The sequence below is a fragment of the Odoribacter splanchnicus DSM 20712 genome (assembly GCF_000190535.1).
Lineage (GTDB): Bacteria > Bacteroidota > Bacteroidia > Bacteroidales > Marinifilaceae > Odoribacter > Odoribacter splanchnicus.
This window is the reverse complement of record NC_015160.1, coordinates 4176250-4201078: the sequence shown is the minus strand read 5'-3', so window position 1 is coordinate 4201078 and position 24829 is coordinate 4176250. Positions and strand designations below refer to the sequence as shown.

Sequence of the window (24829 nt, the reverse complement as noted above, 5' to 3'; positions counted from 1 at the left end):
TTTCATAAGTTTTATAGTAAGTATCGGTTAGTTCAATATTTCGGCAATTTTATCGGACAACGCTTGTCCCCGCAGTTTATCATACTGTACGATTCCGTCTTCGGTAACCAGAAAAATAGCCGGGATCGTACGCCCGTAAAACTGCTCTCCGAACAACTCCTGCCGATCGATCAAATTAGGCCAGGGCAGCTGTTCCTCATCCAAAGCTTTCTGCCAGGCCTTATCCTCCTTATCAATAGATATACTAATGATTTCCAACCCTTTGTCTACATATGCTTCGTAAATTTTCTTCAAATTAGGAATTTCCCGCCGGCAAGGGCCACACCACGATGCCCAAAAATCGATCAAAACGCATTTTTTATTCTTACGCAAATCGCTGTCGGAGTGTATATTTCCATTCCGGTCGGGAGCAGAAAAGGCCGGTAACCGTTTGCCGATCAGATTCTCCGGGATCAGTTCCTTCTTCAACAACTGCCCATAGTAGCCATTTTGTATTTCTTCCGGGAAACTATTGTAAAGTTCAATCTGGGCAGGATCCTCGGTAAAATAATTAAAGCAATACAGCATCAACAGAGGTCCCCAATAGCTATCTTTATTCGCTTTGATCGAAGCCATAGTCTGCTTTTCTACCTGAGTGAAGAAAGCTTTCTCGTCTCTGGCATAGGCCTTCATCTCTTCGGTTTGATTCAGTGAATCTATCTTCACCGCATTTCCGGTACGGCGGGCCTCCCCCAACTGCCGGCTTATATCCTCGTATTTTTGGTGTAACCGAGTATAAGCTTTATCCAACTCCTGCCGGAAAGCTATTTTCTCCCGGAATTCCCGATCTGCCTTACTACCCGTAACAACCGCCTTATTCAATGTCACCATTTCCCGATCTCCGTCGGTCGTAGAGACGGCTTCGCCTGTTATAGTCACCTCACCGTTTTCCAGCATAAAGGCATAATACAACTGCTTCCCCTCTGCCTGCAGATTCAACAACCGCGGCTCGGGTAACTGTCCCTCGAAAACAAATTTTCCATCTTCCACCACAGCTTCACCGATAGGCTTCTCTTGTTTGTGTGTTGCCGCCGGTACCAAAAGCATCCTGGTACCATCCGCTAACCCGCTCAGATTTCCAACCAACCGGTACGAATCCGGCGCAGTACAGGCCCCGGCTAAAAGTAACAGCCCACCCAGGAAATAAAATCCGTTCTTCATAGTCCTTAACATTATCTTCATAACAAATTCTTAAAAATGATTTAGTAGGACAAAGAAAAACAAATCCGGAAAACACCTTATTATTAAAGCAATTCCAAAATCAGCAATTGCTTTTTTTGTAAAAAATAAATGTTAAAATACAAAAATCGTACGAATTTACACGGACAATTTTTGCATTTCTTTAAGATTTATTTTCTCTCAGCGAGCGGGCATGTTTCCGGTATTGGTCCGGTGACATCTGAACGGCAGCTTTGAAAAGAGTATAAAAAGTAGTTACCGAGCTGAATCCCAGATCGGCAGCAATTGCTTTTATCGGTGTATCGTCCTGTGGATCAGCCAATATTCTCCGGGCTTCTTCGATCCGATATTTATTCATATAATGCGTAAAAGTCAATCCGGTTTGTTCATTGATGGTCTGCGAAAGATAGGTACGGTTAGTACCCAATAATTCAGCCATTTTTTCCCGGGTGAATAAACTATTTTTATATACCTGATCGTTTTGCATTAAACGCTCCAACCGGCCGAATAATTCCTGCTGGCTATCTTTATTCAGCGAAGAACCGGAATAACGCCCTCCATCAACAGCTCCGGCCTTACCGATCAATTCCTGCAATTGTTTCTCCTGTTCTGCTATCCGCTTAGAAAACTGTCTTTCCTTCGCCAGCCAATCCACACTTTCCCGAACAATCTGTTTATATAATCGATTTTTTCTCCGATAATTGATGTAGAACAGTAAAACGACGATCAAGACGACAAAAGTGATCCCGACCAAAGCCATCACCCGATTCTGTTCCTTTTGTAACAACATATTTTTTTGAGCCAATTCCTTATTTCGTTTCTCTGTCTCATACCTCACCATCAACTCCTTCTCTGTCCTTTCTTTGTCTTCGTTATACAAACGAAAAGATTCAGCCGTATACTTCTTATAATATTCCAAGGCTTCTTTTGGCTCACCTAACCGATCGTAACAGGCTGAAAGCAACAGGTAGACTTCCCGCCGGAACAGTGAAGTGATATTTTTTTCAGAGATCTCTTTCCCGATCTGTAATTTTTCCAAAGCAGACTTGTATTTTTTCTGAGCGATCAGTGCCCGTCCATAGCCGACATAGGTGGACACGACATAAGCAGCCTGTGAAAAACCATGTTCCCGGATCGCCTGCTCATAGTACAATCCGGCCTTCATATAATCCCCCGCTTCCAACGCTATTTCTCCGTATGTATTATAAATATCCGAACGATTTTTAAAGTCATAACGTTTACTCAACCGATCCGCTTCACGGGTATATCTCCAGGCCTCTTCCATCTTCCGGTTGAGACAAAGATTGCGGGCCATAGAAATCGCCCCGCAATAGATCAGATAAGGATCATTATTCTGCCGGCCCAGCAGGTAACATTTCTCTGCATATTCCAACCCGGCTTCTTCATTTCTTAAAGTCAGTACTTCCGCGATATTAGCGACTAACAAACAATACAACAACCGGTGTCCGCAACGTTCGGCGATATCACACCCCTCCCGGTAATAATTCAAAGAGCGGTAATAGTCACAAGTGACATTTTGTTCGTACAACCCAAGCCCGTTATACACCGAACAAAGTGCCGAATCATTGTGTTGTATCTCAGCCAATCGTTTTGCCCCGAGCAAATCCTGTAATCCCTCCTGCGTTTTGCCCAGCATGATCCGTGCTTGTCCCTGATAGATCAAGGCATAGGTGTAAAACCATTCTTGTCCTCCCCAAACGGTATTTTGTAAAATCTCCTGACAAACTCTTTCCGTCTCCTGATATTCGCCCTTAGAAATATGCCCATAAGCCTTATCTTTCAAGACATACAAAGCCGAATCCGACACCTTTCCCTCCTGCTTGCCACCGAACCCACAAAACCATAGATAACAAACTGATAACAAGCAAAATAAACGCATCATAAAACGTCCCATTCTTTTGGTGGAAATCCACCAAAAGAATAATTGACAGACGACAATTACCTATTGACAATTATTTGGAAGCGAAGCTTCCATCGAAAAAGGAATAAGTAAAGACAAATGAAAAAAGGAATAAAGAATAAAGCATTGGTTTTTAGTTGGTTCGATGGATCTTTCCAGTGTGCTGTTTCATTGTCAACTGGTCTCTGGCAATTGTCAATCCCCCACAGGTGCGGGAACTTAGAATTTTTTGTAGACTTTATAAACTTTCGACTAATTTAATGGGACGTTTTCCACACGAAATTAAATATTATTTTGACTTTATTCCCTATCTTTACAGCGAAAATTAAAAGAAATTGGATGATTGAGGTCAAAAATATCAAAAAAAGTTACGGAACACTACAGGTTTTAAAAGGCATCGATCTGATCATTCCCGAAAAACAAATTGTGACGATCGTCGGGGCTAGTGGAGCCGGGAAAAGTACTTTGCTGCACATTATAGGCACCTTAGACTACCCGGATGAAGGAGAGGTATGGTATGAACAGGACAACGTCGCTCACTATTCGGCCAATAAATTAGCAAATTTCCGAAATAACAATATCGGTTTTGTTTTCCAGTTTCACCATTTGCTACCGGAATTCACTGCTTTGGAGAACGTATGTATGCCAGCCTGGATCAAGGGAGTCCCCCGGAAAGAGGCCGAAAAAAAAGCACTCGGACTGCTGGAATTAATGGGATTGCAAGACCGGATCTCTCATAAACCGTCAGAACTTTCGGGAGGAGAACAACAACGGGTATCCGTCGCCAGAGCCCTGATCAATTCCCCAAAAGTGGTCCTGGCCGACGAACCTTCGGGTAATCTGGATACACATACTAAAAACGAACTGCACCAATTATTTTTCTCCTTACGCGACGAGTTAGGACAAACTTTTGTTATCGTCACTCACGATACGGAACTGGCGGAGATGGCAGATTCGAAGATTTGCTTGAGCGATGGACAGATAAAAGGCTAAAGGCTATAAGCTAAAAGCTAGAGGCTATAAGCTAAAAGCTAAAAGCTAAAAGCTAAAAGCTAAAGGGAAAAAGTATAAGGGAAAAGGGAAAAAAGGGGGGGAAATAAAAGAATCGAGGGGAAAAGGGAAACAGAGGAGAAAGAGTTTACGTAAAACAGACAAGTGTTTATTCAAACACTTTTTAGTCTTAACTTTTTACTTTTTACCATTTTAGTGTATCTTTGCGCGATTAATAATTAATAGATAAAGAATGAAATACACAGACGAACTTGACAAAGTCAGCTACAGCTTAGGACTTAGCATTGCCAGCAATTTGATTTCTTCCGGAGTAACCACGATCAATGCAGAAGCATTTATCGACGGTCTGAATGTCGTATTCAGTGGTAAGATGCCGGAAATCATGCCGGATGAAGCCAATAATATCTTACAGGATTATTTCGACAAACTCCAGCAAGCAAAAGGAAAAGAGGCAAAAGCTGAAGGCGAAAAGTTCCTGGCAGAAAACAAGAAAAAAGAAGGCGTAGTTGCACTTCCGAGCGGATTACAATATAAAATCCTGACTGCTGGCAATGGCCCGAAACCCAAAGCTTCGGATACGGTAAAGTGTCATTATGAAGGTCGTCTGATCAATGGTACTGTTTTCGATTCATCTATCCGCAGAAACGAACCGGCAGAATTCCCGGTAAGCGGAGTGATCGCCGGTTGGGTAGAAGCCCTGCAATTGATGCCTGTAGGATCGAAATGGCAACTTTATATTCCTTCCGAACTGGCTTATGGCACACACGGCGCAGGTCAGTCGATCGGACCGAACCAAACCCTGATTTTCGATGTCGAACTGTTGGCTATTATCTAAAACATTAAAATTTAATTCAATAAAATTCAAAACATGAAAGCTAAAAATTTACTACTTACTCTGGCAGTAGGTGCAATGGCTATCAGCTGTAACAACAGCGGTTCCATGACACAAACTTCTGCTTCTTTGAAAACAACGGCCGACTCAGCCAGTTTTTATATCGGTTACATGTACGGCTCAGGCCTGCAACAAATGGGTTTCTCCGAGGTTAACCGCGAAGCTTTGATCGCCGGTTTGAATTCAGCTATAGCCAAAAAAGAAGTGGGAAAAGACCCACGCGAAATCCAAATGTTCCTGAACGGATTCATGCAGGAAGTGGCTATGAAAAAAGCAACGGAAAATGCAGAAAAAGGAAAGAAATTCCTGGAAGAAAATGCAAAGAAATCTGGCGTAGATACTTTAGCTAACGGTATCCAATACAAGATCATCAAAAAAGGAGAAGGTGCAAAACCGGCAGCTACCGATATGGTCAAAGTACATTACAGAGGCACCTTGATCGACGGAACTGAATTCGATTCTTCTATCAAAAGAGGCGAACCGGTAGAATTTCCTTTGAATCGGGTAATCCCGGGATGGACGACTGCTTTACAACAAATGCCTGTCGGATCGAAATGGGAAATCTTTATCCCGTCGGATCAGGCTTACGGCCCAAGAGGAAACGGCTCCATCGGACCGAACGAAACCCTGATTTTCGAAGTCGAACTGTTAGACATCGTTACACCGGACGCTAAAGAAGCTGATCAAAAATAATCTCCCTATAGGGAACTTCAATGTGAACCCGAGGTAATACCCCCGGGTTTCACTTTTTAATTAGCTAAATCAAAAAAACTCCACATACATGAATTACGAAATAGTCGGGAAACTGATTTTCAAAGAAGAAACCCAACACATCAGTGACCGGTTCCAAAAAAGGGAATTTGTCATCGAAGTAGAGAACGAAAAAAACTCACAATGGAATGACTTCGTAAAAGTACAATTGATACAAGATCGGTGTGACCTGCTCGAAAATATCGATTTAAACGAAAATATTAAAGTATATTTCAATATCCGGGGCAGAAAATGGGAAAATAAAGGACAAGTATCTTATTTTACCAATCTCGAAGGCTGGCGGATTGAAAAAGTAGCCCCCCAGAATCCGGCAAATATTCCCGTACCGGAATATCGTGTAGAAGATATCCCCCCGATGCCTGAAGCCGACGATTTGCCTTTTTAAGAGTTGCTGAGTTTCAGCAACTCTATCCCTGCTTCATCCATACCGTTTTGGCCTGACAATGCGTCAAGTGCTCGGTTTCGTCTTTCACTTCATGCCAAACCACCACTTCATTTTCACCCCGTTCTTCCATGCGATAAGCGGAATGAATCTGACTATCCGGCATAATCTCATGGGCATAAATCACTTCAATTTCTGTCAACACATGCTCTTTTAGAAACCCGAAAGGCAGCGAATTGGTAATCCAGCGGACATACGAAGCCTGAGTCACGTGCCCGTTAAAATCAATGTTATCGAAAGTCGCTGTAAAATGGCGTATTCCCTGTCTCTCTCCGCCAAATTCCTTCTCATCCAGCAAAGGGGCCAACACCAACTTAGGGATGTTATGCTCCGTACTCATGGCAATGACATTCTCCGGCAAACGCAAAGGTCTTCTCCGTTTCATATCGATATACATCCATTCGGAAGTTGCCCGCACCAATTCCTCCCCGTCTTCCCGGAACATCCGGTAGTCACGCAAGGCAAACAAACGGTCGATCCCCGAAGGCCAGGTCTCGATAGTCACGATTTCTTCCTTTAAAGGCATCTTATGGAGCAGGATATGCAGACGATGCAACATCCAGGTAAACCCTTGTGCATTCAAGGTATCCACATCCACCTTATATAGTTCGGTCTGTACCTCGGCCGCATCGTTGAACAAATCACACAAAGTTTTCACAAACAACCTGCCTTTGTAATTGGTATAGTGGTTGTAAATTTTTACTTTCTCTGCATACTTCGTCACCATAGCTTTGTTTTTAACTTCATTCAAATCACATAGACTTCAGGTTCTATCCAGATCCCGAATTTCATGAATACACTTTTCCGGATTTCATTCGCCAGGCGGGTAATCTCGATACCACTGGCTCCCCCCCGATTCACCAATACCAAAGCCTGTTTGTCATGTACCCCGGCCTTCCCCCATGTACGTCCTTTCCAACCACATTGTTCGATCATCCAGCCGGCAGCCAACTTGCAACAAGCATCGTCGACCTCATAGACAGGCATTCCGGGATATTCCGCCAAAAGCCGGTCCGCCTGTTCCCGACTGACCACGGGATTTTTAAAAAAACTCCCCGCATTGGGAATCTCCGCCACGTCCGGCAATTTAGAACGGCGAATCCGAATCACCGCCTGCCGGATATTCGTCAAATTCACTTCTCCCCCCATCTTTTCAAGTTCGCTCCGCAAGGCACCATAATCCAGCCGAAACTCCGGTTTTTTGGACAACCGGAATACCACCCGGGTAATGATATACCGATTTTTCCACTCCCGTTTAAAAATACTATCCCGATAAGCGAAACGGCAATCTTTTCCTGCAATTTCCACCTGGATAGCTTTATCCAGGGCTATCGCTTCCACCCGGTCGATCCGCTCGCCGGCTTCCATCCCATAGGCTCCGACATTTTGCACCGGAGCTGCTCCGACATGCCCCGGAATAAAAGAAAGATTTTCAACTCCACCCCATCCCTGTTCCACTGTCCAGGCCACAAAATCGTCCCATTCCACTCCGGCTCCAATCCTAACCCACACCTCTTCCTCATCTTCCTTTATCACCTCTTTTCCCTGCATCGCCGGATAAAAAACAGTACCGGTAAAATCTTCCGTAAAAAGGAAATTACTTCCTCCTCCCAAAATCAACACTTCCGACGGTTGCCATTCATAATCAGCCACAAAAGCCCGGAGCGCTTCCTCCTCGTCACTTTCGACAAAATACCTGCATTTGACATCAATAGCAAACGTATTATATGGTTTCAAACTATAATCTTCCTTGACTTCAATCATAACTTATCCAAAATCACTTATCTTTGTACACAATTATTTGCAAATATACGGAAAAACATGAACACTTTACCCGCTCTGTTCGAAGAACGCATGAGAAAACTTTTACCGGAAGAGTCGGAAGCTTTCTTTGCAGCCCTGCAAACAGAGCCTCCTGTCAGTATCCGGCTGAACCCGGGAAAACCCGTCCCCATCTCCCGGTTATTCCCCGACGAGCAAATCGGTTTACCCGTATCCTGGTGCGAATCGGCCTATTATTTGAAGAGCCGCCCCGTTTTCACCCTGGACCCTTGCCTACATAGCGGGACTTACTATGTACAGGAAGCCTCTTCGATGTTTTTATATCATATATTCGGACAAATACTACCGGCTCATCCGGTAAGAGTATTGGATCTGTGTGCCGCTCCAGGTGGCAAATCTACCCTGATCGCTTCCCGGCTTTCCTCCGGCAGCCTTTTGGTAGCTAACGAAGTTATCCGTTCCCGGGCCGGTATTTTAAAAGAAAATATGATCAAATGGGGAACTTCCCATGTAGTCGTCACGAACAACGATCCGGCAGACTTTCACCATCTGAAAGGCGCTTTCGATATCATCGTCGTAGATGCCCCCTGTTCGGGAGAAGGCATGTTCAGAAAAGACCCCGGTGCCATTCAGGAATGGAACGAAAGCAACCTGCAGCTTTGCAGTGAACGCCAGCAACGGATTCTGGCAGACATCTGGCCTTGCCTAAAACCCGGTGGTTTCCTGGTGTATAGCACCTGCACTTACAATCCCGGAGAAAACGAAGCCATCCTGGAACGATTGATACGGAAATACGGAGCCCGTTCCATTGAAATCGCACCTCTTTTTCCAGGAATTGTCCCGGGAAACTCAACCGCTCACTGTTATCATTTCTACCCTCACCGGATTCCGGGAGAAGGATTTTTTACCGGAGTGGTACAAAAAACCGAAGGCGAAGAATTCAGAGCCGGGAAAGTCAGGAAAAATACGAAACATACCCCCCCCCTTCTCCCCGGCGACATCCGGGCTTATATCCGGACACCCGAATATTACCGCCCCTATGCCAAAGACAATATCATAGGCGTAATCCCGGAGCAACACAGCGAATTTATACAACTACTGGAGGCTAATCTGCACATCCTCTACCAAGGTTGTGAAATAGCAGAAATCATCAACCGGAAAAGCAAACTTCTGCCTTCACTCGCTCTCTGGCAGGGACTGAATAAAGCAAACTGCGCCCTCCTGGATACCGACCGGATGACAGCCCTGACCTTTCTGAAAAAAGAAGATATTCCGGTGCCGCCCAAGACCGCAGAATGGTTATTGGTTACCTATCGCGGACAGGGTCTCGGATGGTGCAAACACCTGGGCAACCGGCTTAACAACTATTACCCCAAAGAATGGAGAATCAGAATGACAATCGAATAAAATAATAAAACCATGAATTATATTGAAGTTACTTTCGACATCACCCCCTACGAAGAAGCGGTTGCAGATGCGTTAATTTCCGAACTGGGTACTATCGGTTACGATGGTTTCTCCTACACCGACCAGGGATTCACGGCCTACATTCCTGCCAAAGATTATAATGCACAAGCCATCACCCGGCTGGAAATATTCGATTTTTTCACCCGGAACTATCGTATCGAAACCTCGGTACAGGAAATCGAAGACCAGGACTGGAACAAAGTATGGGAAGAAAATTTCACTCCCATCGTGGTAGACGACCGGATCTTAGTCAGGGCCGGATTCCACGCTCCGGTTCCCGGCATCGAATATGAAATCCTGATCGAACCCAAAATGAGTTTCGGTACCGGTCACCATTCCACCACCGCCCTCATGCTACGCACCATCCTGGACAACAAGGAGCGGATTACAGGCAAACGGGTACTCGACATGGGATGCGGAACAGGTATCCTGTCTATCCTGGCTGCCAAAACCGGTGCCCGGGAAATCACCGGCATCGACATCGATGAATGGGCTTACAACAATGCGATGGAAAATATCCGGGCCAACGGTCTGAACAACATCACCATCAAAATCGGAGACGCCCGGTTACTGGAAGCAGAGGCACCTTTCGATGTGATCCTGGCTAATATCAACCGCAATATCCTTCTCGAAGACATGCCCCATTACGTCGCCCGACTCCTCCCCCAAGGCCTCCTGATCATGAGCGGATTTTATCTGCAAGACCTTCCCCTCATCCAGGAAAGAGCGGCACAATCAGGTCTGACTTTCATGACTTACCGGGAAGACAAGAATTGGGTGGCAGCCAGCTTCTACAAAAATTAATCACGTTGTTTAATTCTTAACAAAGTATTGTTTTATCAATTTGAATATAGCACCTTTGCAGCCGGAAATAAGAAAAACACTGGAGTTTATAAAATTGACAAATATGAAAGTTTTAAAATTCGGAGGGACCTCCGTCGGAAGTGCAGACAGAATTCGTGCAGTGGCCGGATTGATCGATAACGGCGAACCTCAGATCGTGGTTTTATCGGCGATGTCCGGGACTACCAATACCTTGGTTGAAATTTCTAACTGCTTATACCGGAATGAAAAACAGGCTGCTCTCCATATCATTCAGAATCTGGAAGTAAACTACTATATCGTTATCACAGAATTATTCGAAACAGAAGCTTATATTCAGAAAGGTAAAACCTTCATTCAAACCATTTTCACCTATCTGCGTTCTTTTATCAACAAGGATTTCTATCCTCTTCAGGAAAAGGCTGTATTGGCACAGGGGGAAATCATGTCTACCACGTTGATGCATTATTACCTGGAAGAATGCGGAGTGAACAACACGCTTTTGTCAGCCCTGGAATATATGCGTATCGATAAAGACTGCGAACCGGATTATTTTTATATCCGGCAAAACCTGAAACGCGAACTGGCCCAACCGGACACCCACCCCCTGATCATTACCCAAGGCTTTATCTGCCGGAATGCTTACGGCGAAATCGACAACCTGAAAAGAGGAGGCAGCGACTATTCCGCCGCACTGGTAGGGGCAGCCATCAAGGCTGAAGAGATCCAGATCTGGACGGACATCGACGGTTTTCATAACAATGATCCCCGTATCGTCGAAGGGACGAAGGCTATCCGGCATCTGTCATTCGACGAAGCTGCCGAATTGGCTTATTTCGGGGCGAAGATCCTTCACCCGTCCAGCGTACAACCGGCGAAAAAAGAAAATATCCCGGTACGCCTGAAAAACACCTTATGCCCCGACGACGAAGGTACACTGATCACCGAAGACAGTCCGGCCAAAAATGTGAAAGCCGTCGCTGCCAAAAGCGGGATTACCGCGATTAAGATCAAATCGACCAATATGCTGCTGGCCTATGGTTTCCTCCGGAAAGTATTCGAAGTATTCGAAGCCTGGAAGACCCCGATCGATATGATCGCAACTTCTGAAGTGGCAGTCTCTCTGACTATCGACTGTACGGAACATCTGGAAGAAATCCTCAAGGATCTGGAAAAATACGGCACGATCGAGGTCGACCGCAATATGGCGATCGTATGTATCGTCGGCGATTTTTCAGCCGGTAAATCCGGACTGGGAGCCCAGGTACTGAAAGCCCTCGAAGAAGTTCCGCTCCGGATGATCTCTTACGGTGGCAGCGCACACAATATCTCGGTCCTGGTAAAAGAAGAAGACAAGAAAAAAGCCATGACAGACCTCAGTCATAAACTGGAAGATCTTCAGCATTGAAAATAGTTCACTCAGCAACAACACCCTTTACTATGCAGTTATCTCAGATACCGGTTCAAACACCGACGCCCTTCTATTATTATAATTTAGAGCTACTGAAAAAAACAGTACAAGCGGCAAAGTCCGAATCAGCCCCTTACGGTTACCGGGTTCATTATGCCGTCAAAGCTAACGCCAATCCGGTGTTACTGCGACTGATCAGCCAGCAGGGACTGGGAGCGGACTGTGTCAGCGGAAATGAAATCCGGCAGGCACTGGAATGCGGCTTCCCGGCCGATACGATTGTATATGCCGGTGTCGGCAAAAGCGATGCAGAGATAGAACTTGCCTTACAGCACGATATCTTTTGTTTCAACTGTGAGTCCCTGCCGGAAATACAGGTGATCGACGGGATCGCGGCCCGGCTGGGCAAAAAAGCCCGGATCGCCCTTCGCATCAATCCCAATGTCGATGCCCATACCCATCACTATATCACCACAGGTATCGAAGAAAACAAATTCGGTATTTATTTGTACGATCTGGAACATGTCATCACGGAAGTAGCGAAATTAAAACAGATCGAACTCATCGGTCTGCATTTTCACATCGGTTCTCAAATCACCGACATGACCGTTTTCCGGGGATTATGTATCCGGGCCAATGAGATCCAACGGCAGATGAAAGAACGCGGACTCTTTCTGCCCCATATCAATTTCGGCGGAGGGTTAGGGATCGACTACAACGAACCGTACGAAAAACCCATTGCCGATTTCCAATCTTATTTTGCCACTTTCGCCCGATTTTTCGAACCGGAACCTCATCAGCAGATTCATTTCGAATTGGGACGCTCGATCGTCGCACACTGCGGAGATCTGATCTCTAAAGTATTGTACGTCAAAGAAGGGAAAAACAGAAAATTCGTGATCCTCGATGCAGGCATGAACGATCTGTTGCGCCCGGCCCTTTATCAGGCCTTTCACAAGATAGAAAATATCAGCTCCGACCGACCCGAAGAGAAATACGACGTGGTAGGACCGATATGCGAATCTGCCGACTGTTTCGGGAAAGACGTCGTCTTAAACGAAACCCGCCGGGGAGATCTCATCGCTATCCATTCCTGCGGTGCCTACGGCGAAGCAATGGCTTCCCGCTATAATCTGCGCGATCTGCCCGGTAGTGTTTTTCAATACCCAAAGTGACCAAAGGAATTTTGTTTTCCAATGGTCACTCTATACCAAACGATTGATCTCAACCGAAATTTTACGTTTTTCTCATCATCCGATCTTATCCGGTTTCTTTTTTGAACCATCAGCCGGTTTTGCGATCGATTCCCGCATTTGTGTATCGGCTTCTATATTTTTCATGCGATAATAATCCATCACGCCTAAATTACCGGAACGGAAGGCTTCCGACATCGCCAGAGGCACATTGGCTTCGGCTTCGATCACCTTCGCTTTCATCTCCTGGGCCAATGCTTTCATTTCCTGTTCTCTGGCCACAGCCATCGCCCTCCTCTCTTCCGCTTTCGCCTGAGCGATTTTCAGATCAGCTTCGGCCTGGTCGATTTGTAAACCTGCCCCGATATTTTTACCCACATCGATATCGGCAATATCGATGGAAAGGATTTCAAAAGCCGTACCGGAATCCAAACCTTTATCCAACACCACTTTGGAGATAAAATCCGGATTTTCCATCACCGCTTTATGGGATTCCGACGAACCGATCGACGACACGATCCCTTCTCCTACCCGGGCCAGCACCGTCTCTTCACCGGCACCACCGACCAAACGCTTGATATTGGCCCGGACAGTCACCCGCGCTTTAGCGATCAACTGGATACCGTCTTTAGCGACAGCCGTAACCGGAGGTGTATTGATCACTTTCGGATTTACACTCATTTGTACTGCTTCGAATACATCCCTACCGGCCAGATCCACAGCAGTTGCAATCTGAAAAGTCAGATCGATATTGGCTTTCGAAGCAGATACCAAAGCATGCACCACCTGGGCCACATGGCCTCCGGCCAGATAATGGGCCTCCAGCAAATCCCGGTATAATTCGATACCTGCCTTTTTCCCCTCGATCATTGCACTGACAATCACCGTAGGCGGCACTTTTCTCCAACGCATCAACACCAATTGTAATAAAGATATTTTCACATCCGATACTAATGCCTGGAACCACAAACCGACAGGAATCAGATACAAAATAATCCATAACAGGAACAATCCTCCGGCTATGGCGACCACCAACAAAATAACACTGCTGTTTTCCATTTCAAACTGTTTTTAATTGTACAATTACTTTATTTCTCAATACTTTAACGACCTCGACCGGACGATGGGCATCGATATAGCCCGATCTGGATTCGGCTTCCACGACCATATCCCCCAATTTTACATTTCCCATAGGTGCCAAGCGTCCTAACGTCTCTCCGCAATCTCCGGCCTTAACCGAATCCCCAATCCCCTCTACCGTCCCTTCCAGACGGGTATCCAGGCTCAGCCTTTTCCAGGTTTTTGTCCGAAGGACATACCAGGTCATCCCGAAACCGAAGACAACCGTACCCGCCAAAATCAGATGGCCCGTCACTCCGCCATAATACGCGTATCCGAAATATACTCCGGCAATAATACTGATAAATCCCAGAATTCCGGCGACATTAATCCCCGGTAAAACCAAAATCTCCAATACCACCAGGATTGCCCCGATCAGAATCAGCATCAATACGATCAACCATTCCATAATAAATTTTTTAATTTGCTAAAGATATATTTTTTCGGGAAATATACACACATATCACACCGAAAAATTCAATATTTCTCCTTCCTTATTTTTATCCTTCCGGGAAACACCTATCGATCACCTACTGACCATGTTTCGATCATCTATCGCATCATACAATACATGACAGGCAGATAAACGGGAATTCGTACGCCCGTGACAACTGAAAAAGCAAGAGAATCACCGTATTTCACATTAGCATAAAATTAAAAATACACGGTTTCCTTCTTTTTATTCTAACGTTTATTATAAATTTGTAATACGGTCACCTCCGTGAGTGTTTGTAAAATGCTAATTATTCTTTATATTTGTAATTCGTTTAGAGAAATCGGGACGAAGACAATTTAATGAAAGGCGTTTAGTTTTATCCTTATCTTGAAAATCGCCAATTTTTATGCAGAAGGATGAACGGTACAAACGCTCATGCTTGCCATATAGTTATCTACACTATATATGGTTTAGCGTGGGGTGACTGTTTATTTCTGCAAGGGTGTTTGGCGATACCTCAAGATGGATAAACTGAGAGTTCCCACGCTATTTCTTTTTATATAATTTACCTTCAGGGAATCAGGGTTTCAAAAGCATGGTTGTATGTGGAATTTATTTACTCATTTTTTCAAATGCCGGCACTTGATATGGCTTCCGGTCCTATGCGTTACTTTGGCAGGATGCAAAGACGATTTCGATGACAGTGAACTACGCAAACAAATCGCAGACCTCGACGGGCGGTTAACCTCCCTCGAAAAATTGTGTGCGCAGATGAACACGAACATCTCGTCCATGCAGACGATTGTCAACGCACTGCAACAAAACGATTACATCACGGGAGTTACTCCAATCACCGAGGGAAGCACCACGATCGGGTACACGATCACGTTCGCCAAAAACAAACCGATCACCATCTATCACGGGAAAGACGGGGAAAAAGGAGAACAAGGGAATAAAGGAGAGGATGGGAAAACTCCGGTTATCGGGATAAAACAAGACACGGACGGCATTTACTACTGGACACTGAACGGTACTTGGCTTTTAGACGATGAAGGGAAAAAACTAAGAGTAACAGGTAAAGACGGTCTTAATGGAAACACGCCCCAAATGAAAATTGAAAATGGTCGTTGGTTAGTCTCATTAGATTATGGCATTTCATGGGAAGACGTTGGACAAGCAACCGGCGAATCAGGCAAAACCCCTCTATTAGTTATAGAAAACGGTTTTTGGAAAATTTCGTGGGACAATGGAACTTCTTGGGAAACCCTGGCTCCAGCCAGTACCAGTGATATCATACCTAAAATAGAAATAACCAATGGTCGTTGGATGATATCCTGGGACAATGGCGACACGTAGCAAGATGCCGGACAGGCAACTGGGGATCAAGGTATAGCCGGTACAACACCTATCATGAAAATAGAAAACGGCAAATGGATCGTTTCTTTTGACGGAGGTACGTCCTGGAGCGATTTGGGGCAAGCAACCGGCGAAAAAGGCGAGGATGGACAAGATGGGATTGACGGAAAAACTCCAAAATTTAAAATTGAAAACAATGCCTGGTATATATCTTATGACGAAGGAGAAACCTGGAAATACATCGGACCTGCAACTGCATCTAGCGGAGGTTCATTCTTTTCACAAATAATAGATGATATTGAATATGTACATTTTATAATAGCGGAATCACAACAACTGATATCTATACCAAAATTTAAATTGCTCACGATTATTTTTACTCCTAACGAGACGGATGTACGTTTGCTCCCGAACACAACCTATTCTTTTTCTTATCTTGTAGGAGAAGCTGATGAAAAACTGGTTGTAAAGGTCGCCACACAAAATGGATTTCAAGCCGTGGTAAAACCAACAGCTTATGACCGGGGGGTAATAGAAGTTACAACTCCTGCCACGCTTGGAACTTTTTCCAAGGACAATGTTACTGTATTTTTTTTCGATGGAAAAGGACGTACCATTTTGCGCACAATCACCTTTGTGGAAGGAAAGATTCAAATACCCACGAAAAGTTATTCGGTCGGTTACGGGGGTGATCGAGTGGACGTGGAACTGGAAACCAATATCGAATATGAAGTAGAGATTTCGGAAGAAGCAAAATCTTGGGTTGAACTGATGCCAGATAGTAGGGCAACTTTTCGAACCGATCGCATTTCTTTTATGGTAAGACCTAATCCTACCGGCAAGGAACGTGTCGCAATTATAGAAATGATTGATAAACAAGGTATATCTTCAGAAAAAATCGCAATTTTTCAATCTTCCGGAGTATTACCTAAAACTTTTCATGTATCTACACCGGGAACTCTCGGTCAATTACTTGCAGAACAAGAGTTGCCTCATGAGCTAATAATATCAGGTTCATTGAATGAAAGTGATTATGCCTCCTTAAAAGACTATTCAACAGGCAAAATTTTAGATTTAACAGGTGTGACTGATACAAGTATACCCGAAGCTGCTTTCCAAGGCTCAACTGCATCCTACGTATATTTGCCATTGGGACTAACGGAAATTCCGAAAAACGCTTTTCGTGAAAGTACCATGACAACCATAGACATTCCGGAATCTGTAACATGTATTGGGGCATATGCTTTTCATCGCTCCAAAATAACATCATTAGCCCTTCCGGAAAATTTGGGACGCATAGAAGCCGGTGCTTTTGCCGGTCTCAATATCCAAGGAAATCTTGTTATTCCTGATGCGACTACCTTTATTGGGAGCACGGCATTTTGTGGAAGTACTTTTGATGGTACTTTGTCGATAGGTGAAGGTGTGAAAAAAATAGGAACGGGTGCTTTTGCCGATATAAAATTCACTGGTGATTTGATTATTCCCGATGCTGTACAGGTGATGGGCGAGAAGGCATTTCATAATGCAATTTTTACAGGTTCTTTAAAAATTGGCAACGGACTGACCGTTATTCCAAAGGATGCATTTCTTATGCAGCCAGGCAAATCCCCTAGAGATTATCCTTTTATGCGGGGGACTTTAACTATTGGAGAGAATGTAACTCGAATAGAAGAACGTGCCTTTGAATATTGTGGCTTTACAGGAGATTTAATTATTCCTGACAAGGTAGAAACGATAAACCAATACGCCTTCAGAAGTTGTTATCGATTTTCGGGTAAATTAATTTTAGGAGAAAAAGTTTCTTATATTGAGAAACATGCATTTGCTGGTAATGATCAAATATTTCCTACAGAATCGATGAAATTATCTTTCGAGGAAATACATTGCAAGGGAGTAAGACCTCCCATGATGACCAAATATGCTTTTGGGGGATCTCGTATCTCAGAGGAGCCAGTAGAAGATATCTTTTTAAATGTTCCAATATATGTACCATATTATACTATGGATTTATACAAAGAAGCTATCGGTTGGAAAACAATAGCTTCTGAATTCAAGTCGTTAGAATCATATCCAAAGTAAATTATTTTATCAATTACACAAATCAATATCATGCAAAAAGAAAGATTACAAAAACTTTGGGATAAATACAAAGGACAAATGACGTCCGGGGAGTTAAACGCCATCCTCGACCGGGGCATTTGTTACTCGAAGATAGAGAAGACACACCGAATTTTAGTCACGGGGATGAACCCGTCGTTCCGGCAAGGGGACCCGGCACGGGAGAATTCCGTGTGCGAGTACGAGTATCAAGGAATCGTGGAAGGCGGAGAAGACCGTTATTTCCTGGCTTTCGACAAGCTTTTCCCGGGAGCGTACAAGCAGGAAGTGGCGTATATGGATTTGCTGAATTTCCGGGAAACGGATCAGAATACCGTGTGGAAGTTTTGCAAAGACCCGAAAGGGCTTGAACTCGTTGCCGAGAATTTACGGTTGAGCCAGCTTTTCATCGAGCAAGTGGTGCGCCCGCGGCTGATCATGGTGAAGAACAAAGGTTCATGGTGCTTCTGGGGCAAGGAAGCAAAAGCGGATGAAAATATCTGGATGGGATACCGCTTCGAACACCTGGAATCACTCCCCTGCGGCGATTTCTGCCGCATTACAGGGCTGATAGACCACCCGGACCGGGTGAACCACGATTGCCTGTTGGAAACCAACCTGAAGGGTACGCTGGTGCTGTTCACGAGCCATTTCCAATACCAAGCTTCGGATAAACTGCCCACGCCGGAATTGCTCGCCCGGCTGTGCGGGATGATAGAATAGCCCCGAGGACTTAATGAATGTCTTGGAAGAATGGAAGGTGTCTGAAAAGGATGCCTTCTTTTTTTGTTATGCTGCCCGTTTATTATCCATTTTTATTTTTAAAACATCTTTGGTCTTCTCTATTATCTCTTTTGGAAAAGTAATCCTCCAGAAATAAGTAAGAAATAAAAGAAAGCTGTTTTTTTTAGCCAGTTTCCTTAGATTATGTGCAATAGCAACCAGGGTAAACTCTGTTTTTACCTTCTCCAGCCCTCTTAATCTAAATCGGTTCCATGCCGAGTTATGCTTTATCTGTGCGAAGACAGCTTCCGGTTCTATACATCGTCTGCCCCGATGATAAATACCTTCTTCGCTCATGAGTTTTTCGCGCGCTTTTTGTTTATACCTGTTAAGTTTATAGTTGACTTCTATGATCCGGTTGGTCTTTGATTTATGACATTGAGATCTCAGCGGGCAACCCTCACAGTTCTGTGCCTGATAACGTTTCAGTACGGATACATATCCCAAATCGGACTTACTTTTCCTTTGACCTGTATATTCCATATGTTGTCCCATCGGGCATACGTAGTAATCCTGTTCCCGATTGTAGTAAAGGTTCTGTATGGCAAAAGCATCCTTCTTCCAGGCACGCTTCTGCTCTTTGTGGAAATAATTGTACTTGACAAAAGCCTCTATACCCGCATTCTCCATAAACTCGTAGTTTTGTTCACTTCCATAACCGGCATCAGCTACTACTATAAAGGATTGCCTATGATAAGTCTCCCGAAAATCTTTCAAAAAAGGAATTAGAGTTCCTGTGTCTCCGGCGCGCCTGTAAATGCCCAGATTTGTAATAAACTGATTCTCTGTAGCAAGCTGTATATTATAGGCGGGTTTCAATTGCCCGTTTTTCATATGATCCTCTTTCATGCGCATGAAGGTCGCATCCTCATCTGTCTTACTGAAAGAATTACGATCCCCTAATTTCTCCAATTGCGATTCATATTTGGCAAGGCGGGGCAGATATTCTTCCTGTAGCTTTTTGACTTGCTTTTGCTCGGCTTTGTTCATCCCGGAGAGCCGTTTGTTTAAAGCGCTCACTTTTTCCCGCAAACCACAGGAATCCATATCCGGTAAGGTATCCGGTGTCCTTTCCTGTTTGTCCTGCTCAATATGTTTGTCTACCTCACTAAGGACTGCCTGTATTTTCGACTCCAGTTTTGCCTTGTTCTTTTCCACACTCCCACGCCAGACAAAAGTGTAGCGGTTGGATGCCGATTCAACTTTGGTGCCATCGATATACTGTACATCCAAACTGACATAGCCGGATTCCTGTAGCAGCAGAACAATGGCTGAAAACAACGATTTTATATTTTCTTTTAAGCGTTTGCCACGGAAATCATTGATAGTGCGGAAATCGGGAGTACTATTACCTGACAACCACATGAAGTGAATATTCTCCTGTAAGGCCTTTTCTATTTTGCGACAGGAATAGATATTGTTCAGGTATGCATAAAACAGGACTTTGAGCATCATACGGGGATGGTAGCTGCTGGTTCCTCCTCCTTTATATGCCCGCAGCAGACTGCTAATATCTAAGGCATCTACAACACTGTTTACTACACGAACGGGATGGTTCGAAGCTATCTTTTCCGATAAACTAACCGGAAAAAGTACATTTTGGTTGGAAGTTAACTCTTTAAATACTATCTTAGCCATTGCTATAATGTTTGTTTTTTTGCAACGGTAAGATAATTCTTTTTACCGAAATAAACTATAGCAAAAGGGGCTATCCGACTTTTTGGACAGCCCCTTCTTCACGAAGAAACGATATATAACATCGGAATAAAACAAACCTACATGTTTGCTTATATGGAAACAAAATATTAATTTTGCATATACAAAGAAAAAACAATGGAAGGAAAAGTTATACAAGTAATATTGAGCAGCGAAGCGGAAAACTTTGTAAGACTTCAATCCCTAAAGACGCAACAGAAAATAGCATATAATATCCGAAAACTGGAATGCGGAGTTATGGATAAGGAACTTTTCAAGAAATTGGAGAACTCTGAAATATGGGAATTGCGTACTTTGTTCAATGGCATTTGTTATCGTCTTTTTGCCTTTTGGGATACAGACAAACGAACTTTAGTGGTAGCCACTCACGGTATAATAAAGAAAACCTCAAAGATTCCAAAGAAAGAGATAGAAAAGGCCGAATCTATAAGAAAAGAATATTTTAACAATAAAAAAATAAAGCTATGACAAAGATAAGTTTTACCCCCTCTGACAAATTAATAGACGATGCGTGGGGAAAAATAGGAACTCCCGCAAGGGACGCAATGGAAGAGCAACTCAAGGAAGAGGTTCAGGCTTATTTTGTAGGAGAAGCTATTAAAAACGCACGCCTGAAACAGCACCTCACGCAAGAAGAATTAGGCGAACGAATAGGGGTTAAACGTTCCCAAATTTGCAAGCTGGAAAACGGGAATTGCTCTATTACCCTTTCCACGATGAGGAGGGTATTCAAGGCTCTGGGAATTACAACAGCCAGCCTTGATTTAGGCATCGCGGGAAAGGTTACTTTATGGTAACCTTATAAACCCGCCAAGAAAGAATTTGATCTATACCAATTATCATACCACGTTACGATTCAACCACAAGCGGAACAACAGATCGATTATCCGGTATTTCGCCCCTCGCTGTTTTTTCGCCATTCTCTCCACGATTTTTTGATCTGTCATCATTTTCAAATACGGAGATATTTGCCCGTTCTCTTGTCCTGTCATTTCCCTGATTTCTTTCAATACCCCCCCTTGTCCGCCATCGCCAACACCGACAGCAAGCGCTGAATCTGAATGACAAATGCATCATATTTAGCTTGATAATAGAGGTGGTAACAATTGATATACGAATTATATTATATAAATTTTTTTCTATAGAAGATTTCTTCTACTAATCACTCAATAACACACTTTAAAGCAGAAAACTAACCACCTATTTATCTGCACATTACAAAACTTTTCTCTTTTTTCTGCATTTTTTTCTCCCGTAAAAGTGCAAATTTCCCCCCTCGTGTAGTAAGATACCGTATGTAAATCCCATCCAAGTGAGTTGGAGGGAAAAATGTATTATTAACAGTTTAATTTTTAAAGTTATGGCTAGAATAAGCTCAGATCCGATCGCGAACTATCGGGGACGTATTGGTAAGATCTCTTACTACATACGAGAATGCGAGAATATGGCTCGCAAAAGTTCATCTGCAAGGAAAATTTCTGATTCGCCGGCAGCCGTTGCACAACGGACAAAGTTCGGAAGATTGATCAAGCTATCTCGGGAACTCGCCCCGGCAATCACACTCGGATTTCCCCAACGTAAGCGGGGACAATCGCCGGCAAACGCCTTCATGTCCTTGAATAAGGAAATTTGCACGCTGGAAGACGATACGCTAACCGTGGACTACGAACAGCTGCAATGTGCACAAGGATCGCTCACGGAACCGGACATCACCGCCACGTACAACACTTCGACTTCAAAAATCACGTTTGAGAACACGGCTATGGAAGACCTCGCCTATTGCAATGCGGACGACAAGACGTATGGAGTGCTGGTGAACACCCAAGGGGGCGGATGCCGGGTGATTCCTCTCGGCGAACGCGGAGAAAGCGGCTCGACAAGCGTCACTCTTCCTGCAAAATGGGAAAAAGAACACGTAATAGTGTACGTTTTCGCCACGAGCGCGAACAGGAAGATGGCTTCGCCATCTGTCTGTATCACACTGACAGAAGAGGCTTAACACGACGACAGGGGGGGCCCCCCCTGTCGTCTATATAAATACCATTATCAAATATTTAAAGTATTATATCATGAAAGTCAAAGATTTTATCAACGGACAATTTCAAGGAAGACACAATAACCTTATTTTTTACACGAGAGGTAATAACACATACGTCCGGCGTTATGCCATTCCCGGCAAAAAACGGAAATGGGAAACCGAGGGACGTACCCCCAAACAGCAGGCCGTAGCGATACGCTTCAAGGCAGTACAAGTTTTTTACATGACGTTTGCCAAACAAGTGTCGCCCGAAATCTGGCGGGCCGTGGCAAAAACAGTGGGACGACACGCCCCGAACGTGTTTTTCTCAAGAAATTTCCATTGCTTCGGGGAGGAAGGCCAAATCGCCGATTTCGGGAATTTCATGTTCACGGACGGCACTTTACCTCTCCCCAGGAATCTGAAAGTAAGCGGGGAAGGTCCTCTGTTCAAGGTCACATGGCAAGAAGAACGGATGTGGAAAACCGTATCCGGAACGGACAGATTACAAATAGGGGTATTATATGACAACGATTCCCGTATCCCCCGGGTCGCCAGCCAGGTAAAAGGAAGACGCGGAGAACTGCATGGAGAATTTACCCTCGATGAATCCATCGGAAAAAAGGCGCACGTGTACATTTTCTTCTGCAACGAAACCGGCACCAGGTTCTCCGCCTGCCGATATTTCCACGTGAAAATAAATTCATGATAAAACATGAACAAAAACCCGGTCCATGAAATTCCTGTTCCCGATTTTCAATTCTCGATTATTATATTTTACTTTGTACCGGGTTTTTCATTACCGACACGAATGATAAATCAAGCATATAAAAGAGAGTTTGAATGAAATACACGGAATTGGACGACTGCGAAGAATTCTACCACAAAGTAGAATACTACAATAAAACAAAGACCGAACAATTAAGTTACCATTATAAAGAAATACTGAAACTGCTGGGCGAAGACCCCGACAGGGAAGGTTTGGTAAAAACTCCCTACCGCGTGGCAAAAGCCATGCAATTTATGACAAGGGGGTATCACGAGAATCCGGAGGAAATTCTGCGGTCGGCACTTTTTAAAGAAGATTACCGCCAGATGGTTATTGTGAAAAACATCGAGATCTATTCCATGTGTGAACACCATATGTTGCCTTTCATCGGGCAGGCTCACGTGGCGTATATCCCGAACGGATACATCACCGGGCTAAGCAAAATAGCACGGGTAGTGGAAGCTTTTTCCAGAAGACTGCAAGTACAGGAAAGATTGACAAACGACATAAAGAACTGCATCCAGAACACCCTCAACCCCCTGGGCGTTGCCGTGGTGATCGAAGCACAGCACATGTGTATGATGATGCGGGGCGTTCAAAAACAAAACTCGGTAACAACGACTTCCGACTTCAGCGGCGCATTCGAGAAACTCGCCACGCGGGAGGAATTCATCCGGCTGATCAGTAATAAGTTTCATTAAGAAATAAACAAAACGAGTATGAAAAAAGCATTTGTTTTCCCGGGACAGGGAGCTCAATTCGTAGGAATGGGCAAGGATTTGTATGAAAACTCACCCGAAGCAAAAGAATTATTTGAAAAAGCGAACGAAATATTGGGATTCCGCATTACGGATCTGATGTTCAACGGCACCGACGAAGACCTGAAACAAACCAAAGTAACCCAACCGGCGATATTCCTTCACTCCGTGATTCTGGCCAACTCGCTGACCGAAACTCCGGATATGGTAGCCGGCCACTCCCTGGGAGAATTCTCAGCCCTGGTCGCTGCCAAAGCTTTATCTTTCGAAGACGGATTACGCCTGGTACACGCCAGAGCGCTGGCGATGCAAAAAGCCTGCGAAGCCAATCCTTCTACCATGGCCGCAGTGATCGGAATGGCCGACGAAAAAGTAGAAGCGATCTGTAAAGAGATCGACGAAGTGGTGGTTCCCGCTAACTACAATTGTCCGGGGCAGATCGTTATTTCAGGTAGCAACAAAGGAATCGAGACCGCTTGCCAGAAACTGACCGAAGCCGGAGCGAAACGTGTATTGCCTTTAAAAGTCGGAGGTGCCTTCCACTCTCCGTTGATGGAACCGGCACGCCAGGAACTGGAAACAGCCATTAAAAACACCCGTTTCTCAACCCCGGTCTGCCCGATCTATCAGAATGTAGATGCCCAACCTTATACCGATCCGGCTAAGATTCAGGAAAACCTGATCGCCCAATTGACCGCATCGGTCAGATGGACACAGATCATGAAAAATATGATTGCCGACGGAGCTACCTCTTTCCTGGAAATCGGACCGGGCAAAGTATTACAAGGCCTGCTTAAAAAGGTCAGCACCGAAATCGAGACCAACGGTATTCAATAAAAATTGCT

General features: G+C 44.4%; 24 protein-coding genes. 17 read left to right on the top strand and 7 right to left on the bottom strand.

Annotated elements, in window-relative coordinates; genetic code table 11:
* Positions 1-27: 27 nt before the first annotated feature.
* Complete coding sequence (locus tag ODOSP_RS17820; protein ID WP_013613669.1) at positions 28-1200, bottom strand: TlpA disulfide reductase family protein; 1173 nt, start codon at positions 1198-1200, stop codon at positions 28-30.
* A 181-nt stretch (positions 1201-1381) separates the two neighbouring features.
* Positions 1382-3121, bottom strand: a complete 1740-nt coding sequence (locus tag ODOSP_RS17815) for a helix-turn-helix domain-containing protein (protein ID WP_013613668.1) — start codon at positions 3119-3121, stop codon at positions 1382-1384.
* Between the two features lie 357 nt (positions 3122-3478).
* Here ODOSP_RS17815 and ODOSP_RS17810 point away from each other — a divergent pair, with 357 nt between their 5' ends.
* The 4 genes from ODOSP_RS17810 (at position 3479) to ODOSP_RS17795 (ending at position 6198) form a co-directional block, all read left to right on the top strand.
* Positions 3479-4132, top strand: coding sequence for an ABC transporter ATP-binding protein (locus ODOSP_RS17810; RefSeq protein ID WP_013613667.1), 654 nt, complete (start codon positions 3479-3481; stop codon positions 4130-4132).
* Between the two features lie 250 nt (positions 4133-4382).
* The gene (locus ODOSP_RS17805; RefSeq protein ID WP_013613666.1) at positions 4383-4985 is read left to right on the top strand and encodes an FKBP-type peptidyl-prolyl cis-trans isomerase; all 603 of its coding nucleotides are present in this window, start codon (positions 4383-4385) and stop codon (positions 4983-4985) included.
* Positions 4986-5018: 33 nt separating this feature from the next.
* Positions 5019-5735: an FKBP-type peptidyl-prolyl cis-trans isomerase gene (locus ODOSP_RS20440; RefSeq protein ID WP_013613665.1), complete on the top strand. Its 717-nt coding sequence runs from the start codon at positions 5019-5021 to the stop codon at positions 5733-5735.
* 88 nt (positions 5736-5823) lie between these two features.
* Positions 5824-6198 (top strand): DUF3127 domain-containing protein, encoded by a 375-nt coding sequence (locus ODOSP_RS17795; protein WP_013613664.1) that lies wholly within the window; start codon positions 5824-5826, stop codon positions 6196-6198.
* Positions 6199-6220: 22 nt separating this feature from the next.
* Here ODOSP_RS17795 and ODOSP_RS17790 read toward each other — a convergent pair whose 3' ends face one another.
* Positions 6221-6982: an acyl-[acyl-carrier-protein] thioesterase gene (locus ODOSP_RS17790; RefSeq protein ID WP_013613663.1), complete on the bottom strand. Its 762-nt coding sequence runs from the start codon at positions 6980-6982 to the stop codon at positions 6221-6223.
* Between the two features lie 20 nt (positions 6983-7002).
* Complete coding sequence (murB, locus tag ODOSP_RS17785) at positions 7003-8019, bottom strand: UDP-N-acetylmuramate dehydrogenase (RefSeq protein WP_013613662.1); 1017 nt, start codon at positions 8017-8019, stop codon at positions 7003-7005.
* Between the two features lie 57 nt (positions 8020-8076).
* On the opposite strand from murB, the gene ODOSP_RS17780 reads away from it, so the two are divergent.
* The 4 genes from ODOSP_RS17780 (at position 8077) to lysA (ending at position 12912) form a co-directional block, all read left to right on the top strand.
* On the top strand, positions 8077-9444 hold the full coding sequence (locus ODOSP_RS17780) for a methyltransferase RsmF C-terminal domain-like protein (protein WP_013613661.1): 1368 nt from the start codon (positions 8077-8079) through the stop codon (positions 9442-9444).
* 12 nt (positions 9445-9456) lie between these two features.
* Positions 9457-10308, top strand: coding sequence for a 50S ribosomal protein L11 methyltransferase (prmA, locus tag ODOSP_RS17775; RefSeq protein WP_013613660.1), 852 nt, complete (start codon positions 9457-9459; stop codon positions 10306-10308).
* A 103-nt stretch (positions 10309-10411) separates the two neighbouring features.
* A complete protein-coding gene (locus ODOSP_RS17770; protein WP_013613659.1) occupies positions 10412-11734 on the top strand; it encodes an aspartate kinase in 1323 nt (440 codons plus the stop codon).
* Between the two features lie 32 nt (positions 11735-11766).
* A complete protein-coding gene (gene lysA, locus ODOSP_RS17765; protein WP_013613658.1) occupies positions 11767-12912 on the top strand; it encodes a diaminopimelate decarboxylase in 1146 nt (381 codons plus the stop codon).
* Positions 12913-12987: 75 nt separating this feature from the next.
* Here the strand turns inward: lysA and floA are convergent, their stop codons facing one another.
* Both floA and ODOSP_RS17755 read right to left on the bottom strand, forming a co-directional pair.
* Entirely contained in the window at positions 12988-13989 is a 1002-nt protein-coding gene (floA, locus tag ODOSP_RS17760) for a flotillin-like protein FloA (RefSeq protein WP_013613657.1), read from the bottom strand.
* 1 nt (position 13990) lies between these two features.
* Positions 13991-14458 carry an NfeD family protein gene (locus tag ODOSP_RS17755; RefSeq protein ID WP_013613656.1) on the bottom strand — a complete coding sequence of 156 codons (468 nt, stop codon included), beginning with the start codon at positions 14456-14458 and terminating at the stop codon, positions 13991-13993.
* Positions 14459-15088: 630 nt separating this feature from the next.
* On the opposite strand from ODOSP_RS17755, the gene ODOSP_RS19050 reads away from it, so the two are divergent.
* From ODOSP_RS19050 to ODOSP_RS17745, 3 genes are read left to right on the top strand one after another with little or no spacing between them, the layout of a single operon-like run.
* Entirely contained in the window at positions 15089-15841 is a 753-nt protein-coding gene (locus tag ODOSP_RS19050) for a PL29 family lyase N-terminal domain-containing protein (RefSeq protein WP_013613655.1), read from the top strand.
* Between the two features lie 54 nt (positions 15842-15895).
* A complete protein-coding gene (locus ODOSP_RS17750) occupies positions 15896-17923 on the top strand; it encodes a leucine-rich repeat protein (protein WP_013613654.1) in 2028 nt (675 codons plus the stop codon).
* Positions 17924-17953: 30 nt separating this feature from the next.
* Positions 17954-18664 (top strand): hypothetical protein, encoded by a 711-nt coding sequence (locus ODOSP_RS17745; RefSeq protein ID WP_013613653.1) that lies wholly within the window; start codon positions 17954-17956, stop codon positions 18662-18664.
* Positions 18665-18730: 66 nt separating this feature from the next.
* Here ODOSP_RS17745 and ODOSP_RS17740 read toward each other — a convergent pair whose 3' ends face one another.
* Positions 18731-20362, bottom strand: a complete 1632-nt coding sequence (locus tag ODOSP_RS17740) for an IS1182 family transposase (RefSeq protein ID WP_013613652.1) — start codon at positions 20360-20362, stop codon at positions 18731-18733.
* Between the two features lie 195 nt (positions 20363-20557).
* On the opposite strand from ODOSP_RS17740, the gene ODOSP_RS17735 reads away from it, so the two are divergent.
* From ODOSP_RS17735 to fabD, 6 genes are all read left to right on the top strand, one after another.
* Positions 20558-20908 carry a type II toxin-antitoxin system RelE/ParE family toxin gene (locus ODOSP_RS17735; RefSeq protein ID WP_013613651.1) on the top strand — a complete coding sequence of 117 codons (351 nt, stop codon included), beginning with the start codon at positions 20558-20560 and terminating at the stop codon, positions 20906-20908.
* Positions 20905-21237 carry a helix-turn-helix domain-containing protein gene (locus tag ODOSP_RS17730; RefSeq protein ID WP_013613650.1) on the top strand — a complete coding sequence of 111 codons (333 nt, stop codon included), beginning with the start codon at positions 20905-20907 and terminating at the stop codon, positions 21235-21237. Before ODOSP_RS17735 ends, ODOSP_RS17730 begins: the two co-directional genes overlap by 4 nt.
* 563 nt (positions 21238-21800) lie before the next feature.
* Complete coding sequence (locus ODOSP_RS17725; protein WP_013613649.1) at positions 21801-22439, top strand: DUF6266 family protein; 639 nt, start codon at positions 21801-21803, stop codon at positions 22437-22439.
* Positions 22440-22509: 70 nt separating this feature from the next.
* On the top strand, positions 22510-23166 hold the full coding sequence (locus ODOSP_RS17720; RefSeq protein ID WP_013613648.1) for a hypothetical protein: 657 nt from the start codon (positions 22510-22512) through the stop codon (positions 23164-23166).
* A gap of 134 nt (positions 23167-23300) precedes the next feature.
* Positions 23301-23927 carry a GTP cyclohydrolase I FolE gene (folE, locus tag ODOSP_RS17715; RefSeq protein WP_013613647.1) on the top strand — a complete coding sequence of 209 codons (627 nt, stop codon included), beginning with the start codon at positions 23301-23303 and terminating at the stop codon, positions 23925-23927.
* Between the two features lie 18 nt (positions 23928-23945).
* Complete coding sequence (gene fabD, locus ODOSP_RS17710; RefSeq protein WP_013613646.1) at positions 23946-24821, top strand: ACP S-malonyltransferase; 876 nt, start codon at positions 23946-23948, stop codon at positions 24819-24821.
* Positions 24822-24829 lie beyond the last annotated feature (8 nt).

What these genes read in the sequence shown, in the direction of transcription:
- ODOSP_RS17820 (WP_013613669.1), bottom strand. Translation starts at nt 1,200, where the DNA reads ATGAAGAACGGATTTTATTTCCTGGGTGGGCTGTTACTTTTAGCCGGG.
- ODOSP_RS17815 (WP_013613668.1), bottom strand. Translation starts at nt 3,121, where the DNA reads ATGATGCGTTTATTTTGCTTGTTATCAGTTTGTTATCTATGGTTTTGT.
- ODOSP_RS17810 (WP_013613667.1), top strand. Translation starts at nt 3,479, where the DNA reads ATGATTGAGGTCAAAAATATCAAAAAAAGTTACGGAACACTACAGGTT.
- ODOSP_RS17805 (WP_013613666.1), top strand. Translation starts at nt 4,383, where the DNA reads ATGAAATACACAGACGAACTTGACAAAGTCAGCTACAGCTTAGGACTT.
- ODOSP_RS20440 (WP_013613665.1), top strand. Translation starts at nt 5,019, where the DNA reads ATGAAAGCTAAAAATTTACTACTTACTCTGGCAGTAGGTGCAATGGCT.
- ODOSP_RS17795 (WP_013613664.1), top strand. Translation starts at nt 5,824, where the DNA reads ATGAATTACGAAATAGTCGGGAAACTGATTTTCAAAGAAGAAACCCAA.
- ODOSP_RS17790 (WP_013613663.1), bottom strand. Translation starts at nt 6,982, where the DNA reads ATGGTGACGAAGTATGCAGAGAAAGTAAAAATTTACAACCACTATACC.
- murB (WP_013613662.1), bottom strand. Translation starts at nt 8,019, where the DNA reads ATGATTGAAGTCAAGGAAGATTATAGTTTGAAACCATATAATACGTTT.
- ODOSP_RS17780 (WP_013613661.1), top strand. Translation starts at nt 8,077, where the DNA reads ATGAACACTTTACCCGCTCTGTTCGAAGAACGCATGAGAAAACTTTTA.
- prmA (WP_013613660.1), top strand. Translation starts at nt 9,457, where the DNA reads ATGAATTATATTGAAGTTACTTTCGACATCACCCCCTACGAAGAAGCG.
- ODOSP_RS17770 (WP_013613659.1), top strand. Translation starts at nt 10,412, where the DNA reads ATGAAAGTTTTAAAATTCGGAGGGACCTCCGTCGGAAGTGCAGACAGA.
- lysA (WP_013613658.1), top strand. Translation starts at nt 11,767, where the DNA reads ATGCAGTTATCTCAGATACCGGTTCAAACACCGACGCCCTTCTATTAT.
- floA (WP_013613657.1), bottom strand. Translation starts at nt 13,989, where the DNA reads ATGGAAAACAGCAGTGTTATTTTGTTGGTGGTCGCCATAGCCGGAGGA.
- ODOSP_RS17755 (WP_013613656.1), bottom strand. Translation starts at nt 14,458, where the DNA reads ATGGAATGGTTGATCGTATTGATGCTGATTCTGATCGGGGCAATCCTG.
- ODOSP_RS19050 (WP_013613655.1), top strand. Translation starts at nt 15,089, where the DNA reads ATGTGGAATTTATTTACTCATTTTTTCAAATGCCGGCACTTGATATGG.
- ODOSP_RS17750 (WP_013613654.1), top strand. Translation starts at nt 15,896, where the DNA reads ATGAAAATAGAAAACGGCAAATGGATCGTTTCTTTTGACGGAGGTACG.
- ODOSP_RS17745 (WP_013613653.1), top strand. Translation starts at nt 17,954, where the DNA reads ATGCAAAAAGAAAGATTACAAAAACTTTGGGATAAATACAAAGGACAA.
- ODOSP_RS17740 (WP_013613652.1), bottom strand. Translation starts at nt 20,362, where the DNA reads ATGGCTAAGATAGTATTTAAAGAGTTAACTTCCAACCAAAATGTACTT.
- ODOSP_RS17735 (WP_013613651.1), top strand. Translation starts at nt 20,558, where the DNA reads ATGGAAGGAAAAGTTATACAAGTAATATTGAGCAGCGAAGCGGAAAAC.
- ODOSP_RS17730 (WP_013613650.1), top strand. Translation starts at nt 20,905, where the DNA reads ATGACAAAGATAAGTTTTACCCCCTCTGACAAATTAATAGACGATGCG.
- ODOSP_RS17725 (WP_013613649.1), top strand. Translation starts at nt 21,801, where the DNA reads ATGGCTAGAATAAGCTCAGATCCGATCGCGAACTATCGGGGACGTATT.
- ODOSP_RS17720 (WP_013613648.1), top strand. Translation starts at nt 22,510, where the DNA reads ATGAAAGTCAAAGATTTTATCAACGGACAATTTCAAGGAAGACACAAT.
- folE (WP_013613647.1), top strand. Translation starts at nt 23,301, where the DNA reads ATGAAATACACGGAATTGGACGACTGCGAAGAATTCTACCACAAAGTA.
- fabD (WP_013613646.1), top strand. Translation starts at nt 23,946, where the DNA reads ATGAAAAAAGCATTTGTTTTCCCGGGACAGGGAGCTCAATTCGTAGGA.